Annotated in this window: 13 protein-coding genes; 4 read left to right on the top strand and 9 right to left on the bottom strand. The window is 31.3% G+C overall.

Annotation, left to right across the window (positions count from 1 at the left end):
* Position 1: 1 nt before the first annotated feature.
* Together H2O64_RS08225 and H2O64_RS08230 are read left to right on the top strand one after the other, a co-directional pair.
* Entirely contained in the window at positions 2 to 1,720 is a 1,719-nt protein-coding gene (locus H2O64_RS08225; RefSeq protein WP_187561708.1) for a tetratricopeptide repeat-containing sensor histidine kinase, read from the top strand.
* 5 nt (positions 1,721 to 1,725) lie between these two features.
* On the top strand, positions 1,726 to 2,469 hold the full coding sequence (locus H2O64_RS08230) for a LytR/AlgR family response regulator transcription factor (protein WP_187561709.1): 744 nt from the start codon (positions 1,726 to 1,728) through the stop codon (positions 2,467 to 2,469).
* 42 nt (positions 2,470 to 2,511) lie between these two features.
* Here H2O64_RS08230 and H2O64_RS08235 read toward each other — a convergent pair whose 3' ends face one another.
* Positions 2,512 to 2,877: a hypothetical protein gene (locus H2O64_RS08235; RefSeq protein ID WP_187561710.1), complete on the bottom strand. Its 366-nt coding sequence runs from the start codon at positions 2,875 to 2,877 to the stop codon at positions 2,512 to 2,514.
* Positions 2,878 to 2,982: 105 nt separating this feature from the next.
* Positions 2,983 to 3,261 (bottom strand): hypothetical protein, encoded by a 279-nt coding sequence (locus H2O64_RS08240; protein ID WP_187561711.1) that lies wholly within the window; start codon positions 3,259 to 3,261, stop codon positions 2,983 to 2,985.
* A gap of 229 nt (positions 3,262 to 3,490) precedes the next feature.
* Between H2O64_RS08240 and H2O64_RS24355 the strand changes: the two genes are divergently transcribed.
* A complete protein-coding gene (locus H2O64_RS24355) occupies positions 3,491 to 3,724 on the top strand; it encodes a LytTR family transcriptional regulator DNA-binding domain-containing protein (protein WP_187561712.1) in 234 nt (77 codons plus the stop codon).
* 92 nt (positions 3,725 to 3,816) lie between these two features.
* Here the strand turns inward: H2O64_RS24355 and H2O64_RS08250 are convergent, their stop codons facing one another.
* On the bottom strand, positions 3,817 to 4,851 hold the full coding sequence (locus tag H2O64_RS08250; protein WP_187561713.1) for a hypothetical protein: 1,035 nt from the start codon (positions 4,849 to 4,851) through the stop codon (positions 3,817 to 3,819).
* A 61-nt stretch (positions 4,852 to 4,912) separates the two neighbouring features.
* Positions 4,913 to 5,566, bottom strand: coding sequence for a hypothetical protein (locus H2O64_RS08255; RefSeq protein ID WP_187561714.1), 654 nt, complete (start codon positions 5,564 to 5,566; stop codon positions 4,913 to 4,915).
* 548 nt (positions 5,567 to 6,114) lie between these two features.
* Between H2O64_RS08255 and H2O64_RS08260 the strand changes: the two genes are divergently transcribed.
* Complete coding sequence (locus H2O64_RS08260) at positions 6,115 to 8,595, top strand: T9SS type A sorting domain-containing protein (RefSeq protein ID WP_187561715.1); 2,481 nt, start codon at positions 6,115 to 6,117, stop codon at positions 8,593 to 8,595.
* 287 nt (positions 8,596 to 8,882) lie between these two features.
* Here H2O64_RS08260 and H2O64_RS08265 read toward each other — a convergent pair whose 3' ends face one another.
* The 5 genes from H2O64_RS08265 to H2O64_RS08285 form a co-directional block, all read right to left on the bottom strand.
* On the bottom strand, positions 8,883 to 9,698 hold the full coding sequence (locus H2O64_RS08265; RefSeq protein ID WP_215907141.1) for a T9SS type A sorting domain-containing protein: 816 nt from the start codon (positions 9,696 to 9,698) through the stop codon (positions 8,883 to 8,885).
* Positions 9,699 to 9,740: 42 nt separating this feature from the next.
* The gene (locus H2O64_RS08270; protein ID WP_187561716.1) at positions 9,741 to 15,647 is read right to left on the bottom strand and encodes a matrixin family metalloprotease; all 5,907 of its coding nucleotides are present in this window, start codon (positions 15,645 to 15,647) and stop codon (positions 9,741 to 9,743) included.
* 337 nt (positions 15,648 to 15,984) lie between these two features.
* A complete protein-coding gene (locus H2O64_RS08275; protein WP_187561717.1) occupies positions 15,985 to 17,538 on the bottom strand; it encodes a 7TM diverse intracellular signaling domain-containing protein in 1,554 nt (517 codons plus the stop codon).
* Between the two features lie 520 nt (positions 17,539 to 18,058).
* Positions 18,059 to 18,742 (bottom strand): hypothetical protein, encoded by a 684-nt coding sequence (locus H2O64_RS08280; RefSeq protein WP_187561718.1) that lies wholly within the window; start codon positions 18,740 to 18,742, stop codon positions 18,059 to 18,061.
* Positions 18,696 to 25,148 carry an AAA family ATPase gene (locus H2O64_RS08285; protein ID WP_187561719.1) on the bottom strand — a complete coding sequence of 2,151 codons (6,453 nt, stop codon included), beginning with the start codon at positions 25,146 to 25,148 and terminating at the stop codon, positions 18,696 to 18,698. Before H2O64_RS08285 ends, H2O64_RS08280 begins: the two co-directional genes overlap by 47 nt.
* Between the last annotated feature and the right edge of the window lie 128 nt (positions 25,149 to 25,276).

The following is a 25,276-nucleotide window of genomic DNA, read 5'->3' on the forward strand; positions in this document are numbered from 1 at the left end:
AATGATAAAAAAAACGATTTTTATCCTCTTTTTTACACTAGGTTTTTCGACTTACACATTTGCGCAAACATGGCATGAGCAAATTGTTCTTGATTCTATTAAAGCAAAAATAATTAAATATAGTGCTTATGATTATTATCAAAAAGCTTCTCTTTATTTTGCTAAAAAAAAATGGGATTCTACCTTGGTTTATTGCGCAAAACAACTAACTGATAAAAGTAACTTAGAAGTGATTAATTATAGCCACTACTACAGAGGTGTTAGTTTTCAGATGAAAAAAATATATAATGAAGCTGAAAAAGAATTTACAAAAATATCTAAAGATTTTGATTTTTATTATTTGACTAAAATGATTTTGGGTGAAATTTTTTTAGAACAACAAAAATTTCAAAAAGCACTTAATAATTTTAAAGAGATTGAAAACATAAGCAATCATGAAAAGCAAGGTCTAGTCACCAGTATAATTGAACATAATATAGGAATTTGTTATTTACATCTACAACAATTTGATCAAGCAGAATTGTATTTACTTAAAAGCACTAAAGCACAAGAGTTAAAAAAAGATACACTTCAATTGGTAAGTTCTTATGGTGATTTGGCTAATTTATATTATGAACAATATAAAGATGAGTTGGCAATTCCCTATTTTAAAAAAGCATACGAACTTTCTAAATTAGGTGAAAGATTTCGCTTAAAAAGAACAACCGCTTTTAACATGGCTATTGTGGAAGAAAATCGAAAAGATTTCGCAAAAGCATTGACATATAGAAAAGAATACGAACAATGGAATGATTCGTTAAATAATCAAATTAAGATTTGGGAAACTGCACAGAGAGAGAAACTAGATGCTATTAAAGAAAAACAAAAGGAAGTCGTTATTTTAGAAGCTAAGAACAAAGTGAAAATTGCTGAACGAAATGGTTTTCTATACGCTTCGATTGTTTTATTGATTTTACTTGGAACTGGCACGTATTTTTATCGCGAAAAGATAAAAGCAACTAAAACGATTGCTGCGCAAAAAGAAATCTTAAATGATTTGAATGCCACAAAAGATTATTTGTTTTCCGTAGTTTCTCACGATTTACGTTCGCCCGTAAATGCCTTGCGGAAACAACATCGGAAGTTGAAAGACCAAATTATTAGCAATGATCTTGAAAGTCTTGAAAAAACTATTGAAACCTCCGCTTTTATTTCCGAAAGCATGTATGGTTTGCTCAACAATATTTTACATTGGTCATTGGAACAAAGCAAGCAATTGCTTTTTGAATTAAAAACGAATCCTTTGCAACTCATTATTGAACAAGTTTTGTTTGATTTTAAACATTTAGCAGCAGCTAAACATATTTCAATAGAAACCAACTTTGAAGATTCTATTTTAGGTGTTTTTGATAGAGAATCATTAAAAATTGTGCTCCGAAACCTTCTGGATAACGCTATAAAATATACACCTGAACATGGTGAGATTCAAGTAAAAACCTTCTATCATGAAAATGATTGTTGTATTGAAATTATCGATACAGGAATTGGTTTTTCTGAAGTGCTACTTGATCAAATTCACTATTTGAAAGAGATTACAATTTCCAATATTGATCGTTCTAGAGGTGTCGGACTTGGCTTGTTATTGTGCGTAACCTTGATTAAGAAGAACAAAGGAAATTTTGTCATAGAGAAGAATCTACCGAAAGGTTCTGTTGTAAAAATTAAACTTCCCAAAGCATAACTTACATGGAAAATTTACAGATTTTAGTTTTAGAGGATAATTTAGAAGAAGCACACGAATTGACTTTACTATTAGAGACAAACGAGTATAGCGTCACGCATGTAATTAATATACATGAAGCAAATATAGAAGTTAAAAAACAGGTTTATGACATGATCATTTTAGATATCATGATTGATGGAAAACCAGAAGGCATCACTTTTGCGCAACAATTAGATGCTGATGAAATTCGGATTCCGTTTTTATTCTTAACTAGTATACAAAGCAGAGCCATTTTTGATAAAGCTAAGTATACAAAACCGTTTTCCTATATATTGAAACCGTTCAATGAAATGGAACTTTTATACGCTATTGAATTAGCTATTGAAACCTATCACGGTCAAGAAAATACGATTAGCGGAGCAACAACAAATGCCGTAATTGGTCCTGAATTTTTGTTTGTCAAGAAACAGCAAAAAGTGGTGAAAGTAAACGTGAACACCATTAATTATATTGAAGTGAGTGAAAAATATTGCAGTTTGATTTGTGATGAAGGTTCGTATTTCATTAAACTTTCATTGTCTAAAATAAAAGACGTTTTAGCGAACCCTGATTTTAAACAAACACACCGGAATTATTTAGTCAATGTGAAAAAGATAAAGGAACTCTATGTTGAGGACAATCTAATTATTTTAGAAGCCAATTATAAAGTTCCTTTTAGTGCCCGTTACAAAGCTGCTTTTTTAAAAGAAGGTTTGTTTTTTAGGTGAAATAGTAAACTACTTATTTTAGCACCCTAAAAATTTAACCCTCTATTTTAAGGGAAATCCCCCTTGCATACTCGGCTGTGTAAAGCCGAATGGTCCATTTTCAGCTCCAAAAATATTATTAGCTGTAAAAAGTGTACCATGAACAACAAAAGGTGATGTATACGATAATACACAAATGTAACATGTGTCGCCTTTACCTTTTAAAACAAAGACATTTCCTTTATTTTCAGTATTCGTAAGATTAGCTACTGCTATAAATTCTATCAGACCTTGATTTTTCTGTGAATAGTTCCATCCGTTAATTGTTGGCTCTATGAATTCTCCATTTACAGTTAAACTTGTCCAATCATTACTATCTAGTCCAATAGTAAATAATTCATTTTCTGCTTTAATGTCTAAATATGCCATAATTTTAAATTTTAATTGGTTCTCCTACTCTATTTAATACAGGCTTTTCGGATTCCGCCATTTTTAATAATTTTTGTGTCAATTCTTCGAAAAGTTTAAAATGATTTACGATTTTACTGAAAGAATTAACAAATTGTACTTAACTGGATCAGCACTTGTATTTTCTACAGAACACCAAGGTCCATTAGAAGTTCCCGGACCACTTGCCCATCCATTTATGATAGTTAATACGGCTTGTTTTTTGTCTACTGTTGAAAATGCTTTACTCACATTAAAACTATACCAAACACCATCTTCACTTGCTGCTGAATAGTTTTGTTTTTCTCCAGGCTTAATAACATATCCTTCTCCGAATGTAGTAACGGAAGTTTTTGAATTACTCATAATTTTAAATTTTAATTGATTCTCCTACTCTATTCAACACACGCTTTTCGGATTCCGCGTTTGTAATCAATAGAAAGGATCGTAGCTACTCAATCGAAATGTGTTTCTGTGATTACGGTATTCATGTCAGTAAGCACTATGATTAGTTATTTTTTCTAGTACTGTTTGACATTTCAAAATTGCGGAAATAAGGAGCTGAATTTCTTTAGAAATCCCTAAGCGTAGTGATTTGATTCCTGAGCGTGAAGAATTTAGGTATGGGCGTATTTTTTATGAATATGAATACATTCATTTAGTTTTCCAAAATAAAAGATATATTGGTAAAACTAATTTTAAACAAACACATCGTAATTATTTAGTGAATGTGAAAAAGATAAAGGAACTTTATATTGAGGACAATCTACTAATTTTAGAAGCGAATCATAAAGTTCCTTTTAGTGCCCGGTATAAAGCTGCTTTTTGAAAGATGTTTTGTTTTTTTGGTGAAGTATATTTAAGCGAACCTATCTTCAATTTACTTTTTATATAAAAAATTAGTTAACTGATAATTAGAACTTACGCCCATTTTATTGTATACAATTCAGCTATGTTTTTAGGACGAGTTTCTTTACCTTCCGATTCATCTTTGGTATTAGAGGTCGAGTTTAAATTAATTACAGTTGCTACTCCTTTATCTCCCGTAAGTATTTGCTTATCCTTAGAAAAATCAAGTCCGTGATGATGTTTAAGGAAAATATCATTTTCTATTGTACTAACTCTATCACCTTTTATTGTTTCATTTCCAAGAGACTTTCTATTTGTGGCATCTGGGTCTACTCCAGAATTATTATCCCAAGCTCTACTAAAGTATCCTCCCATATTAATTAAATAAGGATTTCCCGTGGCATTATTAACACCAAATCTATTATTGATTACAGATTTTAAACGAGTATATTCATCTGTAAGTTCTGAAAATCCATTGCATAATGAAAGTTCTTCTGCAGGTGCATTTTCTGTAACAATGTATTGCTTTCTTTCTCCTATTATTCCATTTACAACACATGGTAAAGTTTCTAAAGCAATTTCTCCTATATTAGCATATATTTTGTTTACATAAATGATTGCTTTAGGAGAAGAACTTTTTAATTCTACAATCAGTTTTGTTGCATTATCATCCACATTCAGCACTATATTAATCTCTTTTTTATCACCAGGTTTAAAAAAGATAATTTTACTACTATCTGATACTCCGTCAAACAAAGAGAAAGTTATGTTAAAGTTATAATTTGCAGCCTTAGGGTTTTCTATAACAGCTACAGCAGTTATTTGTTTACCACAAAGAACTTCTTCCGATCTAGGAAACTCGCTAATTACTTGATTAAGAGTCATCAATGATTCCCCTGCGCTTTTTTGAATAAGACAGGACTTAGTTGAATTATTAAAACTTATTTCTCCATCTTCGCCTATATCATTATAAAGCCATCCATCTGGATGGTTATAAAATAGTTTTGAATCTACTACTTCTTTATTGCTATAGTATAAAAAGTTATAATTATATACTAAGTTTTGCTGTTGCATTGCGAACAACATTTTATCTATTAAATTATTCATAATTATTATTTTTAAAAGGCACCTAAACTTAACAATTTTAGATGCCTTTATCTGATTTAGTTTAGCTATTTAAAACCTCTTTTATTTCGTCATAAGGAGCTTCAAATCTTGTATTAGTTCCTACTTCTTCAAAAATAAACTTACTACCTTCTACTTTTGCAATAAATTTTTTCTCAGTTTGCCCTCCATCAAAGACAACCTCGATTGGAGGGTGAATTTCATTTCCAGATATAACTTCTCCTTTTGTTAAATTTCTGAATAAAGCAGCATAATATTTAGGCTTAGCTATGAATTGAGCACTATTAGCACTATAAACATTTTTTTGTACTAAAGCTAAATCTCCATCTACACCGATACCAAGATCAGCTCTTTTTAAAGATTTATTTTCAATTACTAAATGTCCTAGTTCTGCTGTGCCATCACTTTCTAATTGTTGTACTCCTTCCTTAAACACACAACTCCATTTTTTTCCTAAATCAGTATATAATTTTTGAGAAGCACTATATACTCCTTTACTATTATTTTGTTTATAATTAACCAAGCATGCTGAGTAATTTATATTCCATTGTAAAGCTGAGTTTCCTCCTTTTGGGACTCTTGTTTGCTTCCAAGATACACTTTCCAAACCTGGAGATTCAGGAAATTTCTGATAAATACATAAAGTCCATGTATCGTTTGTTTCATTACCAAATTCAATTGAATAATTTGTTGACATAATTTTAAATTTAATTGATTTCTCCTACTCTATTCAACACACGCTTTTCGGATTCCGCGTTTGTAATCAGTAGAAAGGATCGTAGCTACTCAATCGAAAACTGTTTCTGTGATTACGGTATTCATGTCAGTCAATACTATGATTGGTTTTTGTAGTACTGTTTGACATTTCAAAATTGCGGAAATAAGGAGCTGAATTTCTTTAAAAATCCCTAAGCGTAGTGATTTGATTCCTGAGCGTGAATAATTTAGGTATGTGTGTAAAAATTGGAATTAAAGAGCTAGAATTTTCACTGAAGAAAGTTTTGTAAACCACAAACCTTCAAAGTCCAAACTTTTTGGTTAGGGATTTGAGGACGATTAGTTTGCTAATTGAGGAATATTTTTTGATGATAAAGACTATTGATGGGATTTTACAAAATTTAGCTTTTAAAAATAACTGTATGTTAAAGAGAAATATTACCTTTAGTACAACGCTAAAAATCAGGAATTTAACACTTTTTAAACAATAATTTCTTAGAACGAAACTTAACCTAAAACCCACCAAGTATGAATTTTAAATTTATATTTTTTCATGTATTTCTTTTGGTCTCATTTTCTCTCTTTGCACAACCAAGCAGTTGGGATAGTCGAGGTATAGGAGGAGGTGGAGCATTGTTCGCTCCTTCAATAAGTCCACATAATGCTTCTGAAATTTATATTCAATGTGACATGACCGAAGTTTTTCATACTGCTAACTTTGGCCAGAGTTGGTCTGAAATAGATTACTCACAAATTATTTCTACTGGAGGAATACATCCCATTGAATTTACAAGTGATCCTACTATTTTGTATACAGTCAATGCTAACTTTTTGAATGGAACATGGTATCCAGTAAAAAGTACTGATACTGGTCAAACTTGGAATTCGATCAATGATCCTACATTCGGAGAAACTTGGTTTATGTCTGCCGATCCAAATAACACAAATCGTATTTTAGTAAGTTCTTACTCAGAATTATTTATGTCTACAGATGGAGGGAATACATTTACTTCAGTATATAATAATGGCTCAGATTTTTTTATCTCAGGAGTTTTCTGGGATGGAACTGATATTTACGTAGGTACTCAAATAGGTCTTGTTGTTTCCATTGATAATGGCGCAAACTTTAGTCTTGATGCTACTTCTGGGATACCAACAGGCGAAGGCTTTTTAAGTTTTACAGGAACTAAAGAGAATGGAACTGTACGCTTAATGGGAACAACCGCACTGGCTACAAATTTATATCCAGGTATTCGTCCTTTGGACATCTATATTTATAGTAATTTAATTACTCTAGAAATAGGAGCTACCAATTGGGAAAGTGCAACAAATGGCATTCATTCGAATCATTACTTATTCTTTATTTCATCATCTTTAATCAATAATAATATTTTTTATGTTGGTGGCGTAGACAGCGCCACAAATTTCCCTGTAATTTACAAAACAACAGATGCTGGTTTAAACTGGACAGAGGTATTTTTAACAGCTAATAATCAAAACATCACAACAGGCTGGTCTGGTTTTAATGGAGATCGAAATTGGTGGTATGGAGAAATCGTATTTGGACTAGATGTAGCTCCAAACGACCCGAACAAACTTATATTTACAGACTTCGGATTTGCTCATGTAAGTGAAGATGGAGGTGCAACCTGGAATCAGGCCTATGTTGAATCTGAAGATGCTAATTCGTCTGGTAGTGCTACTCCAACAGGGAATGCCTATTCTGGAAATGGTTTAGAAAACACCTCTAGTTGGCAATTAACATGGATAGATGCAAATAATATATTTGCAAGCTATACTGATATTACTGCTATCAGAAGTACTGACGGCGGTTATAAATGGTCGTTTGATTTTTCAGGTCTTGATTATAATACAGTCTATGATGTCCTCAAGCATCCTACAACAGGAACATTATTTGCAGCTGTTTCTTCTGTTCATGATATGTATCAAAGTACTTACCTAACTGATAGCCGAATTGATGGAGGTACAGGCGGAATATTATATTCTACAGATAATGGTGTTACTTGGAATATGCTTGAAGATTTTGCAATGCCTGTAATTTGGTTAGCTTTAGACCCAAACGATTCAAATAAAATGTATGTAAGTGTTGTAAATAGTATAAATGGAGGTATTTATAAGACAACAGATTTAAACAATTTGACTTCGGCTTCATGGTCGCAAACAACCGCACCGACAAGAACTGAAGGACATCCTTTTAATGTTGAAGTCTTGAATGATGGAACATTAGTATCTACTTGGTCTGCGCGTCGAAATAATGGCTTTACAAACAGTTCGGGTGTATTTATTTCTACTGATGAAGGTGTTACTTGGTTGGATGTCTCTATGGATGATGACATGCACTATTGGACTAAAGATATTTATATTGATCCCAATGATATCAATCAAAATACTTGGTACGTATCTGTACATTCTGGATGGGGAGGAGCACCTAATGATAAAGGCGGACTATATAAAACTACTGATCGAGGCCAAAATTGGAATTTAGTATTTGACTCATATAGAGTGGAATCTTCAACTGTACATCCCACAGATCCAAATATTGTTTATGTAAGTACAGAATCAGAAGGACTCTGGTATTCCTCTAACGCAACAAGTGTAAATCCTGACTTTAATAGAATAACCTCTTATACTTTTCAACATCCGATACGTATTTTTTTTAATCCTTATGATTTAGATGAGGTATGGATAACGAGTTTGGGAAATGGAATGAAAGTTGGCAGTACTGCATCCTTAAGCACAGATTCGATTGAGGAAGAAATAACAGATAATATTATACTCTATCCTAACCCAACATCAAAAGCATTTAGAATTAATACTAACAAAACTATAACGCGTGTCGAAATCAAGGATCTATCAGGTAAAATTGTATCTAAATGGAATGATTTAAGGAACGAATTTAATGTAGAACAACTAAAATCAGGACTTTATATTGTTACGCTTTGGGACGAATCTATGAGCAAACTTAATAAGCTTTTAATTATAAATTAAACATTATACTACCACAAATCAAACCTCTAAAAACAATATTAGTTCCAAGCGTGCATATAAAAAAGAGGCTGTCTTAAAAGTTGAATTTTAGTTAAGCCGAACTTGATTCGGTTTGTCATAATCATTAAATATCAGCACAATGAGATTCTGAATCAAGTTCAGAATGACGCTTTCTAATACTTTTTAGACAGCCTCCTTTCATTTATTCGTGCCCCCAAACCTTCAAAGTTCAAACTTTTTGGTAGAGGATTTGAAAATGATTTTCTTATTTACAGATATGAATCAAATTATTTTTTAAGTATTTTAATTGTTTTACTTGCTGTATCTGCATAGAGTTTTAGTATGTACATTCCACTTGGTAATTTATTGATATTGATTGTTGTTAAATTACTTTCTTTAGTAAGCAACACTTGTCCATTCAAATTATAAATTTCTGCTTTCACTAAGTTTCCATTCGTATTTGTGATATTGATGATGTCTTTAACAGGGTTTGGATAAATCAAAATTTCTGCTAACTCATTCGTTTCTACTAAAAGTGTAGAAAAATCATACGAAGAAGTCCCTGAGATTCCTGAAGCATTAGCGTCGACTCTGTTCGAGTATGTTGCCATTCCATCATCTTCCATATCTGCTTGCATAAAACTTTTTAGCGCTGTTACTGTTGTTGCTAAAGCGGAATTATTTTCTAATATATATATAGTTCCCGAAGTTGGTGTTTCATTAAGTTGAATGGTAACTATATTAGAAGTCGTTCCTGCTGATGGTGCTGCCAATGACACAGGACTTCCTAAGGTTTCTGTGATTAGGTATCCGTCGATTGCTGATTGCCCAACAGCATTTCCATCGAAAAAAGTGGCACTGGCAGTATTTCCTAGCGAAGATGTAATGTTAGCCGTTACACCATCTGGTAGGACAATGGTAAAACCATAACTCTGCACCGAAGTTGCAAAAGTGTTTGAGCTCGTATTTGGAACAGCTCCAATAGTGTAATTGTAGGAACCATTATCTATTAATGTATAGGTATAGCCATCTTGTGCATTCGCTTTAAAGATAAAAGATGCAATGAAAATTATGACTAGTATCGTTATTTGTTGAGTTTTCATGATAGTGTAGGTTAGTTTGAGTTTTTGCTCAATTATTTCTTATTAGTTAGATGTGTTTTCAGGGAGTTGTTCAATAATTTGATAGGTGCTGAAACCCAAAAAATTACTCGGATGCGCCAATACATTTTGTAATACAAAAGGTGTATCGGGATTGGTTCCCGAATATTGAATTATACCATCCATATTTGCATCATTTGTATTGTAAGCTGTGATACTGTACGTCGGGAAATTTAAAAAGTTTCCAGCATCATTTAGTACTGCCGATAAAATATTTGGTGTATCTGGACTCGTTCCTGAATATTGTAAGCTGTTATCTTCATTACAATCACCTGCCCACATGGCAATTACGTCACTTGGCATACCAGAACTTGTCTGTGCATTGCTTCCATAGGTAATCTCAGCATTTGCATCAGTAAAGTTGATAGAGCCACTTATTAATGTAACTGCAGTTGCTGTCATAACACCTAAATGATTTCTGTGTTGTACGGCAATATAGTAGGTATCACTATCTAATGTAAGCGTTACATCCGAAACGCCATCTACGTCCACAACATCACCATCACGTTGTAGCAATGCAGATTGTGAATGAACTACGATTGTATTGTCTGTAGCGTCACGTACTTCAATAAGTATCCAATCGACAATAGCATCGTTTCCTGTTGTATCAAATACTGTTGCTTCACAGGTTAATCCGTCGGTATAAGGACTTGTGGTTGGAATCAATCCAGCCACTCTTAAATCGTCTCGCATGAGATTTTCTTCACCTGTGTTTGGGTTTAAAGCAGCTCCTTGTAAAAAGACATCTATTGCCACTGTATACTCAGTAGAACAAGTTGTCTCATTAAAGCTTGTTGTATTATCAATCAGTGTCCAATTGGTATTGCTGTACGATGCATCGTCTACTAAAACGCATGCTAAATTTGGATTGTTATAACTTGCAAAATTGGTGATATTTGTGTTGTTCCCGCTTTGGAGATTCACGCTCGTCAACGCATTATCATTTACCAAAAACCATGATAAAAATGAATTCCCAGAAACGTCTATTGATGTAATTGAATTATTATAACATACCAATTCCTTAAGTATAATGTTGCTACTAACATCTATGCTGGTTAATTGATTTTCGTTCACCCATAATTTTTCAAGTAAGATATTAGAAGAAACATCAATCGTTGTTAAGAGATTATTTCCTGCATATAACCATACTAAAGCTGTATGACTGGAAACATCAATGGAAGTAATATTGTTTTCTGAAAGTATTAAATATTCTAAAGCTGTGTTGTTGCTTATATCTAAACTGCTTAGATTATTTGATTCTACATTTAAATAGGTAAGACTCGTGTTATTAGATAAGTCTATGTTTGTTAAAGTATTATTTCCAATAACAAAAGTGGCCAAATTTGTAGCCGATGAAATATCTATAGTACTCAGACTGTTACCACTCAATGCTAATGAACTCAACGCACTTAAACCGTTTAGATTTACGCTTGTAAGTCCATTACTACCACACTGAATGGTTTGCAAATTAGTATTTCCACTAAAATCTACAGTAGTTAAGTTTGGGTTATTATTACAAATAAATGTCACTAAACTGCCATTGGCTGGTAAGGTTAGTGTAACTAGGTCATTCGAATCTAAATCTATAGTTTCTATAAGTAAATTAGTACTCAAATCTAATGACGTTAAATTATTTACCTCAGCATCTAAATCGACCAATGCCGTAAAGTCTTCAATTCCTGTTAAGTCGCTAACGCCTAAACTACTTACATCTAATGAAGTTACTCCTTCAATATATACTGTAGGCACTTGTCCGTCTCCAGAAATATCATCATACCCTAAGCCTTCTAGTGTCGCTTCAAAAATAGTATCAGGAATTGCTGTATACGCAATAGCGCATGCTGTTTCGTTAAAAATGGTTTGTGAGTCGATGGCCGTCCAGTTTGTGTTACTATAACTAGCGTCATCTACTAGAATACATTCTAGAAATTCATTATCATCGGCTGAAAAATTAGAAATGTTTGTATTATTTCCATTTTGAACGTTCAGAGAAAGTAACACATTTCCAGATACTCTAACTTCTTGTAATAAAGGATTGTTTGATAAATCAATCACTGAAATAGTATTACTGTAGGCTCTAAATCGAGTAATTGAAGGAGAGTTACTTACATCAATTGACGTGAGTTCGTTTCGATCTATTTGTAAAATGGCTAAGTTGGTTTGATTGCTTAAATCTATTGAAGTAAGATTATTTTCTTCTATTCGTATGTCTGTAATGTCTGGATTATTTGTAAGGTCTATTGTTGTTAAATCATTAGCTACCGCCCATAAGGTTTGTAAAGAGACAAGATTGGATGTATGTAAAGATGTTAGATTATTATCAGAACAATACAATGCTTCTAAAGACACAAAATCTTCAATTCCTGTTAAGTCTGATATGTTTAACGTACGAACATCTAAACTTGTAAGCACCTCAATCAGTACTGTTGGTACTTGCCCGTCGCCTGAAACATCATCAGTAATTAGTGCTTCTAATGCAGTTTCAAAATTAGCATCTGGAATTGCGGTATATCTACAATACGTATCACTAAAACTCGCCTGACTATCAATCGCAGACCAACTAGAGGTACTATACGAAGCATCATCTACCAAAATACAGGTTAAACTACTATTATTATTTCCTAGAAAGAAGAAAATATCTGTATTTGCACCATTTTTTATATTGAAATCTGACAAGATTATATTATTCGTGACTTTCAGAGAATCCATCAATACATTTTGGCTTATATCTACAGATGCTATATTGTCTAGGTTATCTAGTGTTAATACCCTTAATAACGAATTCGTAGTCAAATCAATTTCAGTAAGTGCATCGTTATCCGTCACAAATAAAGCATCTAATTGCGTGTTGGCTGAAAGATCTAGCGTGCTAAATGCATTATCTTCAGCGTTTATTCTTTCTAATAACACACAACTAGACACATCCAAACTTGTCAAATTTACATTATCAGATATGTTTAATTCTTCCAAATTGGTGTTGTTAGTCAGATCTACAGAAGTTAAATTATTATCAGAAGCATTCAATTTTTGAAGTGCTGTGAAATCTTCAATTCCCGTAAGATCAGCAATCGATCTGTTAGATAGATTCAAATTCGTAATTACCTCAATTAGTACTGTAGGGACTTGTCCATCACTAGATATATCATCGTAGCCCAACGCTTCTAAAGCTGCTTCAAAATTTGCATCTGGAATCGTAGTATAAGAACAGTATTCTTCTTCACTAAAACTGGTTGTAGCATCTACGCTAGTCCAATTCGTAGTGCTATAAGCTGCATCATCTACAGTGATGCATTCTAAATTAGGATTGTTAGCCAAACTAAAGCCAGTTATATTGGTATTGGCTCCGTTTTGAAGATTTGCATAGGTTAAGGCATTACCTCCCATTTGAAAAACCGTTATTAACGGATTATTAGTGATATCGATAGAAGTAATGACATTTCCTCCGCACCATATTTTTGCCAATACAGGATTATTACTTACATCTAATGACGTTAAGTTATTATCTCTACCCGATAAAAAACTTAGTGCTGGATTATTACTTAAATCTATTTCCGTGAGATTGTTAAAATGAAATTGAAAGTTGGTCATTGATGTATTATTCGTAACATCTAATGCAGTCAATGAATTGCTTATGACATGAAATTGTTGTAAAGCTGTATTATTTGAAACGTTTATACTTGTTAGTGAGTTGTAACTTGCAAACAGATTATATATGGCTGTATTATTGCTCACATCTAGAGAGGTAAGATTGTTATTACTCACACTTAAAACTTGTAATGCAGTATTGTTTGAAAGATCAATACTTGTCAGGTTACTTTCATGCACCCATAATCTTTCAAGTAATGTGTTATTACTGATATTTATACTTGTTAACTGATTATTTCCAGCATAAATTGATTCTATTGCCAAATTATTGGATAGATCAAGTGAGGTTATAGAATTGTCTGCAATGGTTAGCTCTTGTAAAGCCACAAAATCTTCAATCCCTGTTATGTCGGAAATATTTAAGTTTTCAACATTTAAACTTGTAATTGATTCAATCAAACTTGTTGGCACTTTTCCATCGCTTGTGATATCATCATAACCCAAGGCTTCCAAAGCAGCTTCAAAGTTTGCATCAGGAATAGCAGTATAAGCTGTTACCGTTAGTGTTGCTGCACTGGTTGAAGACGTTTCACTACAAACATTCGTAAAATAAGCGGCATACCTATAGCCATCAAAACTTAATGGTGTGTTGCTTATGGTTAAGGTGGTTGAATTGGTTCCTGAATAATTAGAATCATCTGAAAGTGTTGAATAGTTCGTTCCTCCATCGGTACTCACGTACCATTGCACACTGTCATAGTTAGTAGCTGCTGCTGTTAATTGTACCGAGCCGTCTTCTGCTGCATCACTATCTTGCGGAGCTGTATTAATAATAATATCGTCACAGCATAATGTAATTGAGCTCATTTCAGTAATACTACAACCTGGAGATTGTGTAAAAACACTCATAGTGTAAACCGATGCATTTATATCATCTGTACCTAAATTATATTTATTTTCACCAGCACCTAGACTATAATGCATAATAAGATCTGTATCAATCACATGACCTAATTGATGCGCATGACCTAATTCATGTAAGGCTACCGTTTTGAAATCATATTCAGAGGCAGACGGATCTCCACTACCATAATACCAGTTGGTACTATCATTCCAGGTAATATCTATCTCATTAACTATAGCTCTGCCTGTGGTGCCACAAGAACCTGCATATCTGGTTGTCACTTCTCCTAAGACTCCTGAAGCAAGTTCGCTTCCATTATCGAAACGCACAATATTTATTCCATCATCTATAGATTGATCAGTACTTGTGGTGCTCCCAAAAATGAAGTTTATTCCAGATTCACAATTCCACAATTCGAAAGCACCTTCAAAATAGGTTTTGGCTGCGCTGGTATCGAAATCGGTATGATAGTCAAAAGTAAAACCTCCGCTACCATTGTCATCTTGAAGGGTTGAAGGGTAATCTACTGTACCATTTGTTCCGTTTAAATGACTATATGTTATTGTAAGAGGAACTGTAGTAGTTGTAGAACTATTATCTGTATTAGTTACGACGATACTTCCAGTACCTGCCAAATACGGAATTTCAACCTGAATCTCTGTATTAGACCAACTCAGGATTTGAGAATCTAGCGCAGTAGTATAAGTTGCTCCGCCATCATTAGCATTGGTAAAACTTACCGTTCCTGTATCTGTTCCAAAATTAGTACCTGTAATGGTAAATACCGTTTGTGTACCTGCTGTAGCTGTTAGTGGAGAAAAACTATAAACTATAGGGTTTGCTAGTATCGCCATAGTTCTGTTTTGTAAAGGTCGTGCTTGAAGTATTCGTTCCATATATCCTGTAGCTCGCCTAATGGAAGGATATAATTCGCCATCAAGAGATGAATATTTGCTAAAAGTATCCGATGCTTTGTCTGTAAATTTGTCATACTTAACAACACCTTGGGCTGCTCCAACCAATTCATATAGGCTTTCAGCAATAGCGAGTTGCCCTCTAAAATTTTTCATAAAAAATGTACCCTCCATTCCTGGTTGAAGATGCGCTGAACTAGAAGTTAGCTGAAAATGATCATCAACTTTTCCTCCCTTGGTTACTACCTTAAAGGTGACATTACTTTGACCTTTAAAGCTTTTGTATGTACTTATTGTATGTACCGTATAGATGTTGTGTTTATTGACATCCCAATACGCATTACTCGCCATGACTTTTCCCTCAATAATGTGCGTAGCTTCATTAGTGCGTTCTTGAATGGAAAGAGGAGTCATTAATATGCTGCATTCTTGGGCAAAACCAAAAACACCTATGATAAGAAATAGTAGAAGTGAAAATTGTTTTTTCATGTGTAAAGTAGATAAGTTTTTATTTGGGACTTATGATGTTATAGCCATAGCTTGTATGACCATGTAAGCAAAAGAAACAAAGAATCTTAATACGAACTAAAAATGAAGGGGGACAATGAGAGGGACAGGCTTAAAAAGTACTGAATATGAAGAGTCTAGTCAAATGTGAAGTAAGGTGACATTCTTAAAACACTACCTGCAAAGTACCTTGATGCAACTAATCTTCTGACTAATTTTTGCCTGAAATTATAACTAAAAACACCTTTTTTTGATGTAATTTTTCTAATGCTAAGTCAGAAATATTTATAGTAAATAAAGAAAACAACTGAGTGAATTACTAAATATTATTTAAAAAATGTTCTAAGTCTTTGTCTGCGGAAAGTTCCAGTTTTTTTCGCAGTCGATAGCGGGCTTTCCTAACGGCTTCTACTGTAATATGACGTAGTCTGGCAATCTCTTTTCTGCTTAATCCCATGTGGATGTAGGTACAAAGCTCTAAGTCTGTTTCTGTTAATTTTGGAGCACTCGCTTTTAGACGTTGGATAAAATCATAATTTAATATTTCGATATCGTTTTTTATGATATTTAGCTGATTATCCTCTAATAATTCTGACCTAAGATTTTTTATGATTTCATCGACAGATATACTATCATCGTAGGTAGTTTTCTTTAAATCATCTACCAATTCTCGTTTCGATTTTAAATGATGATATGATTCAAATAATAATTTTGAGATTTCTTCTTCTTTTTTCTGTACTTTCTTAGCCATCCTTTTTAGTTCCAGTTGCGCTGCATTTACAATTTTATAATTTAAATACACCTGCAATACTACATAAGTTAAAAGTCCAATATTTACCAAAAATTTAGTCTGAATTATCAACATTGCATTGAGCATATCATTTGTAAATACAATGGTAAGTACAATAGCATTTAAAAGCACAAATTTTGCAAACGGTCTCTTATCTATAATAGCTTTGCCTATTAACCAGTACCATAGAAGGATGTCTAGAAAGCCAAAAATTTGAAAAATGGGAGCACTATACGTTCCATAAAAAATGGGGGATATTATCACATAAATTACTCCTACACAAGGAATCAGTGTAAAGAACAATACTACTTTTTTGGAAAAGTAACCATAAAACAGATAATGATGATACAAGAAAATCAGCGCTAAACCACCATAGTAACAGACATATCGAAGTCTTTGTACCAATTCAAAAGAAATTTCTGGGAAAATCTTTAGAATAAAAGCCTCTCCAACAAACAACTGTCTTGAACCTCCTATTAAACAAAAAAGACCGAAGTATAAAAAATACTTTTCTTTTCGAAAATTTGTGTAGGTTATAATTTGAAAAACACCAAACAACATTATTAAGATCGTAATGATACTCTCTTGTGTTGCTCTTTTTTCCTTGGTTTTATAAAAACTTTCCTTTTCAGTGATGGTATTTTTAAGAGGAAATCCACCGCCAAAACGACTGCTGAAATTTGACACCAAAATCATTACATCCAAAGATTTTTCTTTTGGTAATTCTACTGACAACGGTGGAATGGCATTTTCAGACTCGCTACTTATTTTGGATAGGTGACCATGAACTTCATACTTTGTACCATTTACCCATACTTCTGCAGCACCTAAAACTCTAGACAAATTTAATACTAGTTGTTTTTCAAAATTTTCTAATTCTATTCGAAAACGAAATGTTCCATAGCCTCTGGGACTATACCCTTTATTTTTCCAAACAGCAGTTGGCCATTGAATGGTATCAGGTTGTGTCAGTAATTGCTTTTGAAAAACACCTTTTTCAGTTAAAGGCCATTGTTTCCAATAAAAAAGAGAATTTCCTTTAATGACAAGTTCTTTAGCTTTTGAAACTTGATTCGTTTTCAAATGTATCACACCCTTTTCTAAGACCGCAAAACTCTGATTATCAGAAACACAACCTAATAGTAAAAAAAATACTAAACTAGTTAGTAATATTCTAAAAAAGTAAAATGTCTGCGGGCACAATCTCATTAGACTAAATTAATTTGTCACAAAGGTAATTTAAAAATAAAAAGTGATACACTCATTTGTTAAAGTTAAAAAGAGAATATTATCAATGAATTTAAAAATATAACAAACAAAAAATCCCTTCCAAATAAATGAAAGGGATTTTGTGACCGCGAACATTCAAAGTTCGAACTTTTTGGTGGAGGATTTAAAGGCAATTAGCGTGTTTATAAATGAGCATACCTCATTATTAAAAGCATCTTAGATTATTGATGATGGGACAGCATCTAAGCTATCTATGGTTAGTCTTTTTGTTGGTGTTATTAATTCTAAGCAACAGCTTTTAAATACATTGACACTATCCTAAAAAGTGTTCAATTTATCTTAATAAACAAAAGTATTACGCATCATCTTAAATTTATTTATCTTTTTTAAACTCAGCTTTGAGGCTTAAAAGAGCATTTTTTTGTTCATCAATAAAGTTTTCTAATTGATTAAATAACTCATCTAATTTCTCTGAATCTTTTTTCTCTATTTTATCATCTGCGGCATCTACAAATTGTATTTCTACCTCATTTATATCATTTAAATATTTTATTATTACTATCTCTTCATTGCTTAAAAACTCTCCATGCTTTTCAACCCATTGATTATCTTTTTCTAAAATTTTATCATCAATAAGTGATAATAGAGATTTATTGAATATTCTTTCTGAACTTTCTTTAACCACTTTTAAAAATTCAGACCAAGTTTTACTTTTTATATTTTTTGAATTACTAGGTAGGATAAATGGAATAAAAGGATGTTCGTTTTCTTTTAAAAGTTCCAACACAGAGATAATAGGCTTAAGTCTTTCTGTTGGCTTTTTTATAGGTACTCTTTCTCGTTTATTCCAAAGTTCGAGAATTAACTCACAGCATTCTTTTTTTAACTGTTCCTTTTCTTCTTCTGATTCTGAAGTTTCAACTTTTTGAATTAATTCAGCTATATAATGAGCCATCCATCTAGCAAGAGTGTTTCCTGTATAATCAAGTTCTAATTCTAAGATTAGAGTCTTACCTAATTTCAATACTTTCTCCTCTGAGTACTTTAATTGTTCCATCTGATTTTAATAAATATATTTTTGTTTGATCCCATGGTCTTAAATCACTTTGGTAATCATAAATATGTTCTTTCAATTGCCTTTCAATTTGGCATTTTATAAGCATATTTTTATTCGTTTTTTGCAGAATTTTTAATATGAATTTGAAATCTATTTTTAAAATATTCCCATTACTTTCTATCTGATTTGAGTCTCTATATTTTCTATCGGTAACTTCATTCCAATTTTCATAAATGGATATTTGTTTTTTTTCTAAAAAACCTTTCTTTAAATCCTTACTATACTCTAGAGGAAATAATTTTTGAACTTTTTCTCCAATAATTGGAATACTATATCCAATATCTTTGTACAAATAATCATGCTTATCTAAACCTTCCGATTCTCCTTCAGCGTATTTTAACCAACTCTTATAAGTAAAACCAAATTGATTTATTTCAAACCTTTCTCCATCATCTTCTATTGGAAATGCATAATCATGATGATTTTTTGCAGTCTGAAAAGCTCTTAATAATGCTTCTGAACCTTTTTCTGAGACTAAAGCAGAGCGAATGTTAATTGACTCTGTATTTTCTCCCATATAGCGTTTGTAATATCCATGAGGAATTATAAAACTATCATCATAAAAATCAGTAAAGCCTATTTCTTTATCAAATTTATCCTCATTAATATTATCTCTCCAAGTCTTATCAAATTTATCATATTCTATTTTCCAAAATTTTTCTTGTAATGGAATTGGATCAACCAAATCCGAAATCCAAAACTTATCCCACGTAATAGATTTGGAGTCTAACCAATGCTCCCATGTATCCCATTCATCTCTCTCTAATTGAGGTTCGTTATCTAACAAGTCGTTTGCTGCACAAAACATAGCATGATACTCAAAATAAATACTTAAATCTTCTATTTCAGGGTTACTTCCATGGTCATTTCTTGTTAGTGACCAATCACTTTCTCTAAGATTAGACCTAGCATAATCATCTTTACTTGTGTTTCCTGTATAACCCCATTTCTCAACAATATATTTATCTGAAATGTCTGCCACCTTATAACCAGATACACCGAAAATATCCCCTAATCCATTGTACCAGTATGGAATCGTATCCATAGTATCAAAATCAAACCTCCATTCTTTTTCAGTTCTTGAATATCTGCTGGGTTGATTAATATATTCTCTTTCCTGTACTTTTTTAAGTTTTGTTTCTAAACACTCTCTAATAGATATAAGTTCTTCTTGATTAAAAATAGATGAATTATGCTTATATAAATTCAAACAAGTTCTCTTAATATAAAATCTAATCAAGACATGAGGTAATCCATCATTGTTTAATTCATTTAGAAATATAGTATTGAACTCTTCTAATAAATTAGGGTTTTCGTTACTAATCCTTTCAATAGCTATCCACAAATACAGCTTAGATGATATCCAATAGAAAATGTAATTTTTATTTTGAAAAGGATAGCAATCAACTTCATTTTGTTGAGATAATAGTATTTGTAATACGTTTTTGTTCCCAAAATTTAAAAGCTGTCTAATTGAATGTATTGCTCTCCATCTCAAACTTTTGTCTGGTTGACCTAACAAGAATCTCAATAAGCCTGCAATTGATTCGTTTGAATCGGTTGGAGGAATTAAAGATTCATTCCAAATACCATCGCTTTCATTTAACCTTATATTTTGATTCCAACGAGATAAAGACCAATCTATTAATTGTTCATTCTCTTTTTTACTTAACTTTAAATTTGTTAATTGAAATGAGTTATAAATTGATTCATCTGATAAAAACTCTATTTTTTCTGGAATGATTTTAATTATGATTTCTGCTAATTCAACATCTTCTATGTTAAACATTTTAGCCAATTTTTTAATTCTAAATATGTTTAAATATTGATCACCAAAATGTTTGAACCAAGTTAAAATTACATAATCAAATTTTGTTTTTTTCCATTGCCTTACCGCAGGATGAATATTCCATTCCTCTAATCTTTCTTTTAATGCTGTTTCTAATGAAGAAAAGCTCAGTAAACTTGAGTCTATATCTATCAATGCGTCAAGATGTGAAATATATTCTTTAGAAGAACAGTTACTCTTTATATCCGATAAGAAATTGTTTATTTCCCATCGATTACTATGTTTTTCGGTTTGATTTATTATTTGAATAATTGAATTTTCTAAATTCTTTGTAGATGAAATATCTATCGCAGATAAATCAATATTATGTTTATATTTTTCTTTAGAGAAATCATTAATATATGTCGAATTTTCTTCTTTCTCAACACTTTCTCTAAAATCTAAATAATGCTTTAGATCATTAACAATACCTTTTTCTATAAAAGCTCCTGATTTAATTTCTTCATAAATTACTTCAATTACACTTTTATTTTTAACTAAAGTCAAGTTTCTAAATAGTGTATGAATAAACTTTGTTTTATTTGTTACATCTCTTTTTTCATCATACTTAGCAAGAATTAGTTTAAGATAATCTATTAAATCATCTGAATGGTAATGATATATACTTAAATGAAATAAAGCACTTAAAACTTCAACTGTACTGAAACCTTTATCTAAAGATTTATGAAATAATAAAGTAATGTATTCTGATATATCAATGACATCTCTATGATGCCATCTACAAAGAATTGTATAAGTAGATGATATATCTAAATTTGAAATCCCTGAAACAGCAGCGTGATAAGGAAAATGATCATATCCTTGGAGTTTTATATGAGCATATTCTACAAATCTTGAAAATTCATAAGCTAATCTTGGGCTAGATTCTTCTATTCCTAAATTTGTTAATTCATAGAGACACTTTATTTTTGAAGTGGCTTCATAATCTATTTCATTAATTGCATTTATTGACTCATTAAAAAAGTACTTTCCTGTTTCATCATCAATGTTCTTACCTAACAGAGCACATTTAATATAGTTCTCTACCATGTTTTGTGATGTCTGCGAACTATTCTTAATTAGCTCATCAACTTCATTAAGTAACGTGAGGTTTATATTAGAAAAACCTTCTAAATGAATTAATTTTTCTAAAATCGAAAATCGATAAGTCAATTGGTTTGACTTGCCACTAAATGAAAGATTAAGCTTCTCTATTAATTCTTTTTTATTTGATAATGTAATAATTTCAACAAGAAGGCTAACTAAATAATTCAGCCTCTCTTTAGATTGATATCCATTTGTATAATGAAAATCATAATCCTTATTATAACTCTCACATATGCTCTCAAATTCTTTAGCAATTTCTTCTGCATTAATTACTTTACAGAAAACATCACTTCTTAGTTGATATATGGTAACAGCATACTTAAAAAAACTTTTAAACTCTTTTTTATCTCTTTCTATTGAATTTCTTTTCTTATAGTCTTCAATTTTATCAATATTTTCAAACTTACTTGGATAAATATATTCAAGGGATAATTTTTTGTTTTTTAATGAATGTTTTAAACATTCTGCTTTAAAAAACAAATTCATTTCACTTATCTCATCTCTGTCTCCATATTGACTATAAAAGCTTGGAGTTCTTTTAATTTTTGAATATGTAAGATGTGATAAGAGCCCTAATATTGTACGCTCATTTATTTTGTAATTAGCTAATATCTCACAAAAGTTGACAATGCATAACTGAAAACCTTGTTCAAATTTAATATTCGTTTTGGAGAGTATTTTTTGAAAATGCATAGCAATTTCATTTAAGTTAAAGTCAATTTTCTTTTCGAACTTAAACAGTTTGCATATTAAATATATTTTTACGTCAATTCGAAACTTATTATACTTTAACCAATTTGATATCTGACTAGAGATATCTAACGATAAAATATTATTTGTTAAGTAATCTCCAGCTGACAATCTAACATTTTTAGGAGTCCATCGATTTATTGAACTTATAGCTTCCTCAACTCCAAACAACCTTAATACTGCTTCAGCTTGATAAGCAATATCTATACTAGAAATTGAAAATCTATTTTCATAATCGTTTCCATCCTCTTTGAAATTTGAATGGAACCTCCAACTTATCCAATCTCTAGCAGTTTTTAGATGTCTAAGGGCTTCTTTTTTATTCTTTGGATTTCTTGAAAGATATCCTGCTAATTTTAAATGAAATGAACCTGCCCAAGACTTTTCATCAGAATTTAGTTTTAACCGAATTAGAGAAGTATCGTCATTAAATTTAGAAACTAAATCAGGATAATCAGTTAATAATGTTGTTAGTGTTTTATCTGTTTTTGCCTCTTCAGCAGCAATAAGTATTAGTTTAAAAAAAGTTAGGTTGTCTTCATTGTCCTTACAAACTTTCATTGCCAACTTTGTTCTACTAATATATATTTCTCTGCTTCTTATAGGATCAACAGGAACTTCTAAATACTGTTTTTTTAAGACAATACTTTTTAACTCTTCATATCTATTAGAGTTATATAAAATATATCCTAAATTAATTGAAGCATAGGAATCTGTTTTTGCTTTAGATAAAAAAACATCAGCAAGATTATTCTTTTCTTTATTATCCAAAAAATATTCCTTTCTTATATAATTTTCAAAATCCTCATCTCTAAATTCAAAATTATTATTTTGATAAATTAGACCACTCCATATATCTAAAGAAATGTCTTCTAAAAAAGGTTTTTTTACATCTAATATTTTTGATAAATAATCAATAGGAACTGGTCTAGGTAGTGTAATTAAAAGTTGAAAAAAAGAATCAACTTTCTGTTTATCGCTCGTCCCAACTTTCCTTTTAGCTTCTTCAATTGTTTCATAGATTAAATTTTCAACAGTTTTTCCTTTTGGCTTTAAAGATTTTATGATTTCACCTATCTGTTGTTTCTTTCTTCCTATAGAATTTAATTGAACTCTTGGTATTCCATAAGTATATTCATGAAACTCTTGTACTTCTTCCAATGAAATACTTTTGAAATAGGACTTGATAAACTTCTCTGTTTCATTCAAACTAAAAGGATCGATTTCTATATCAATAAAGTTATCTGGTAAGTTCAGAATATCTTTTCTGAAAGTTCTTGTTGTTACAATTAAATTTAGACCTTTTGGAATATCTATTCTTAATAAATCTTCTACAAAGTTTTTTTCTCCATTACTATTAGCCTCAGTTACACAATTATCTCCTGCATCAATTATTATAGTTATCGTAGCATTAGGATTTCTATTTTTTAAGACTTCAATTCCTCTAACAATTCTTTTTCTTATTTCTTTTAAATAAACTTCATTTGATTCATTCCTATCAGTTAAAAAATTTACACCTAATCTTTTTGCTAGTTCATTAGATAAATGAAGTAAAGCGTATTTATGTAAATGTCTCTTATCTTCAGGATTCTGATAAGCTCCTTTTCCATAACAATCAAATATTATGCATTCAGAATATTTAGGTACATCTTTTTGAATCTGTTGAGTGATTGTTGATTTACCAATACCAGCTTTTCCATGAAGACAAATAGGAAGTGAATCATTGTTATTCTCAATTGTATCTAATATTCCTTTTATTTGTTCTCGAAGAATAATGTTTTCTATTTTTTCAAATTTTTGACTTACAGGAAATAAATTTTCGATACTACCACTATTAAAACCAAGACTAGCTATTAAATCTGTGACCAAAATTATCCTTTGATTTCTTGATTCAGGCATCATTTTATTCCAAACTAACTGGAACAACTGATTGTACTGACTTTTACTACTGTTACTAGTGTCAGAAATAGCTTTAATTAGTTCTAGCTTTAAGTTGTATCTTGAATTTACTCCGCAATCTTCAAAATCAAGCAACTTAAAGAAATCAGTAAATTCTGTGAGGTTTAGCTTTGAGGCTTTATGCAGTTTCTTTAACGAACTTATGTTTATTGACAAATCCGTTAGCACTTTATTGAAGCTGATTTTTCGCTTATTCGTTTTTAGGTGTTGCTGAATATTTCCTATAATGTTCAATTGGTTAATATTGAACATTCTATTACTAACCAGTTTTATAGTAACTTTCTTTAAAACCAAATCTCTACCATACTCATCTAATAACGTTTTAAAAATAGTAGCCAACCTATGAATTAATGAGCCATCATAAGAACCACTTTTTTTACTTTCATAGAGTTTTGAAAAAGTGTAATTTTCGGTAGCTCTAAGCGTACTGTATTTCAATTGAGAAATCACGACTTTAGACGCCTTTTCAAACTCTTCGTTACCATAATACTCTGTTAAATCAACACCTAAGAGCTTTTCTCCAGTTGGGTCTGTTTTTTTTGCCAACTCTTTTTCAATCCCTTCTATATATATTAATTTGAGGCTATCTTTATCAAAACTTAAAAGTTCAAAAGTTTTTTTCATAGTCCATAAGACATGAAAATCATCTCCAGCACTTGATAAATCAGCATCGGGTATTTGTGTAATTGTATCTTTACTCATTCAGTTCTATAATAAATGATTAATTTAAGATATAATTTTAGTAAAATTAAAGAAAACATATACGAATTATAATAATTAATCTTGAAGGTTATTAAAAAACCTATTATATTTATAAGTAATATATGACA

The sequence above is a fragment of the Kordia aestuariivivens genome, assembly GCF_014397005.1.
Taxonomy (GTDB): Bacteria; Bacteroidota; Bacteroidia; order Flavobacteriales; family Flavobacteriaceae; genus Kordia; species Kordia aestuariivivens.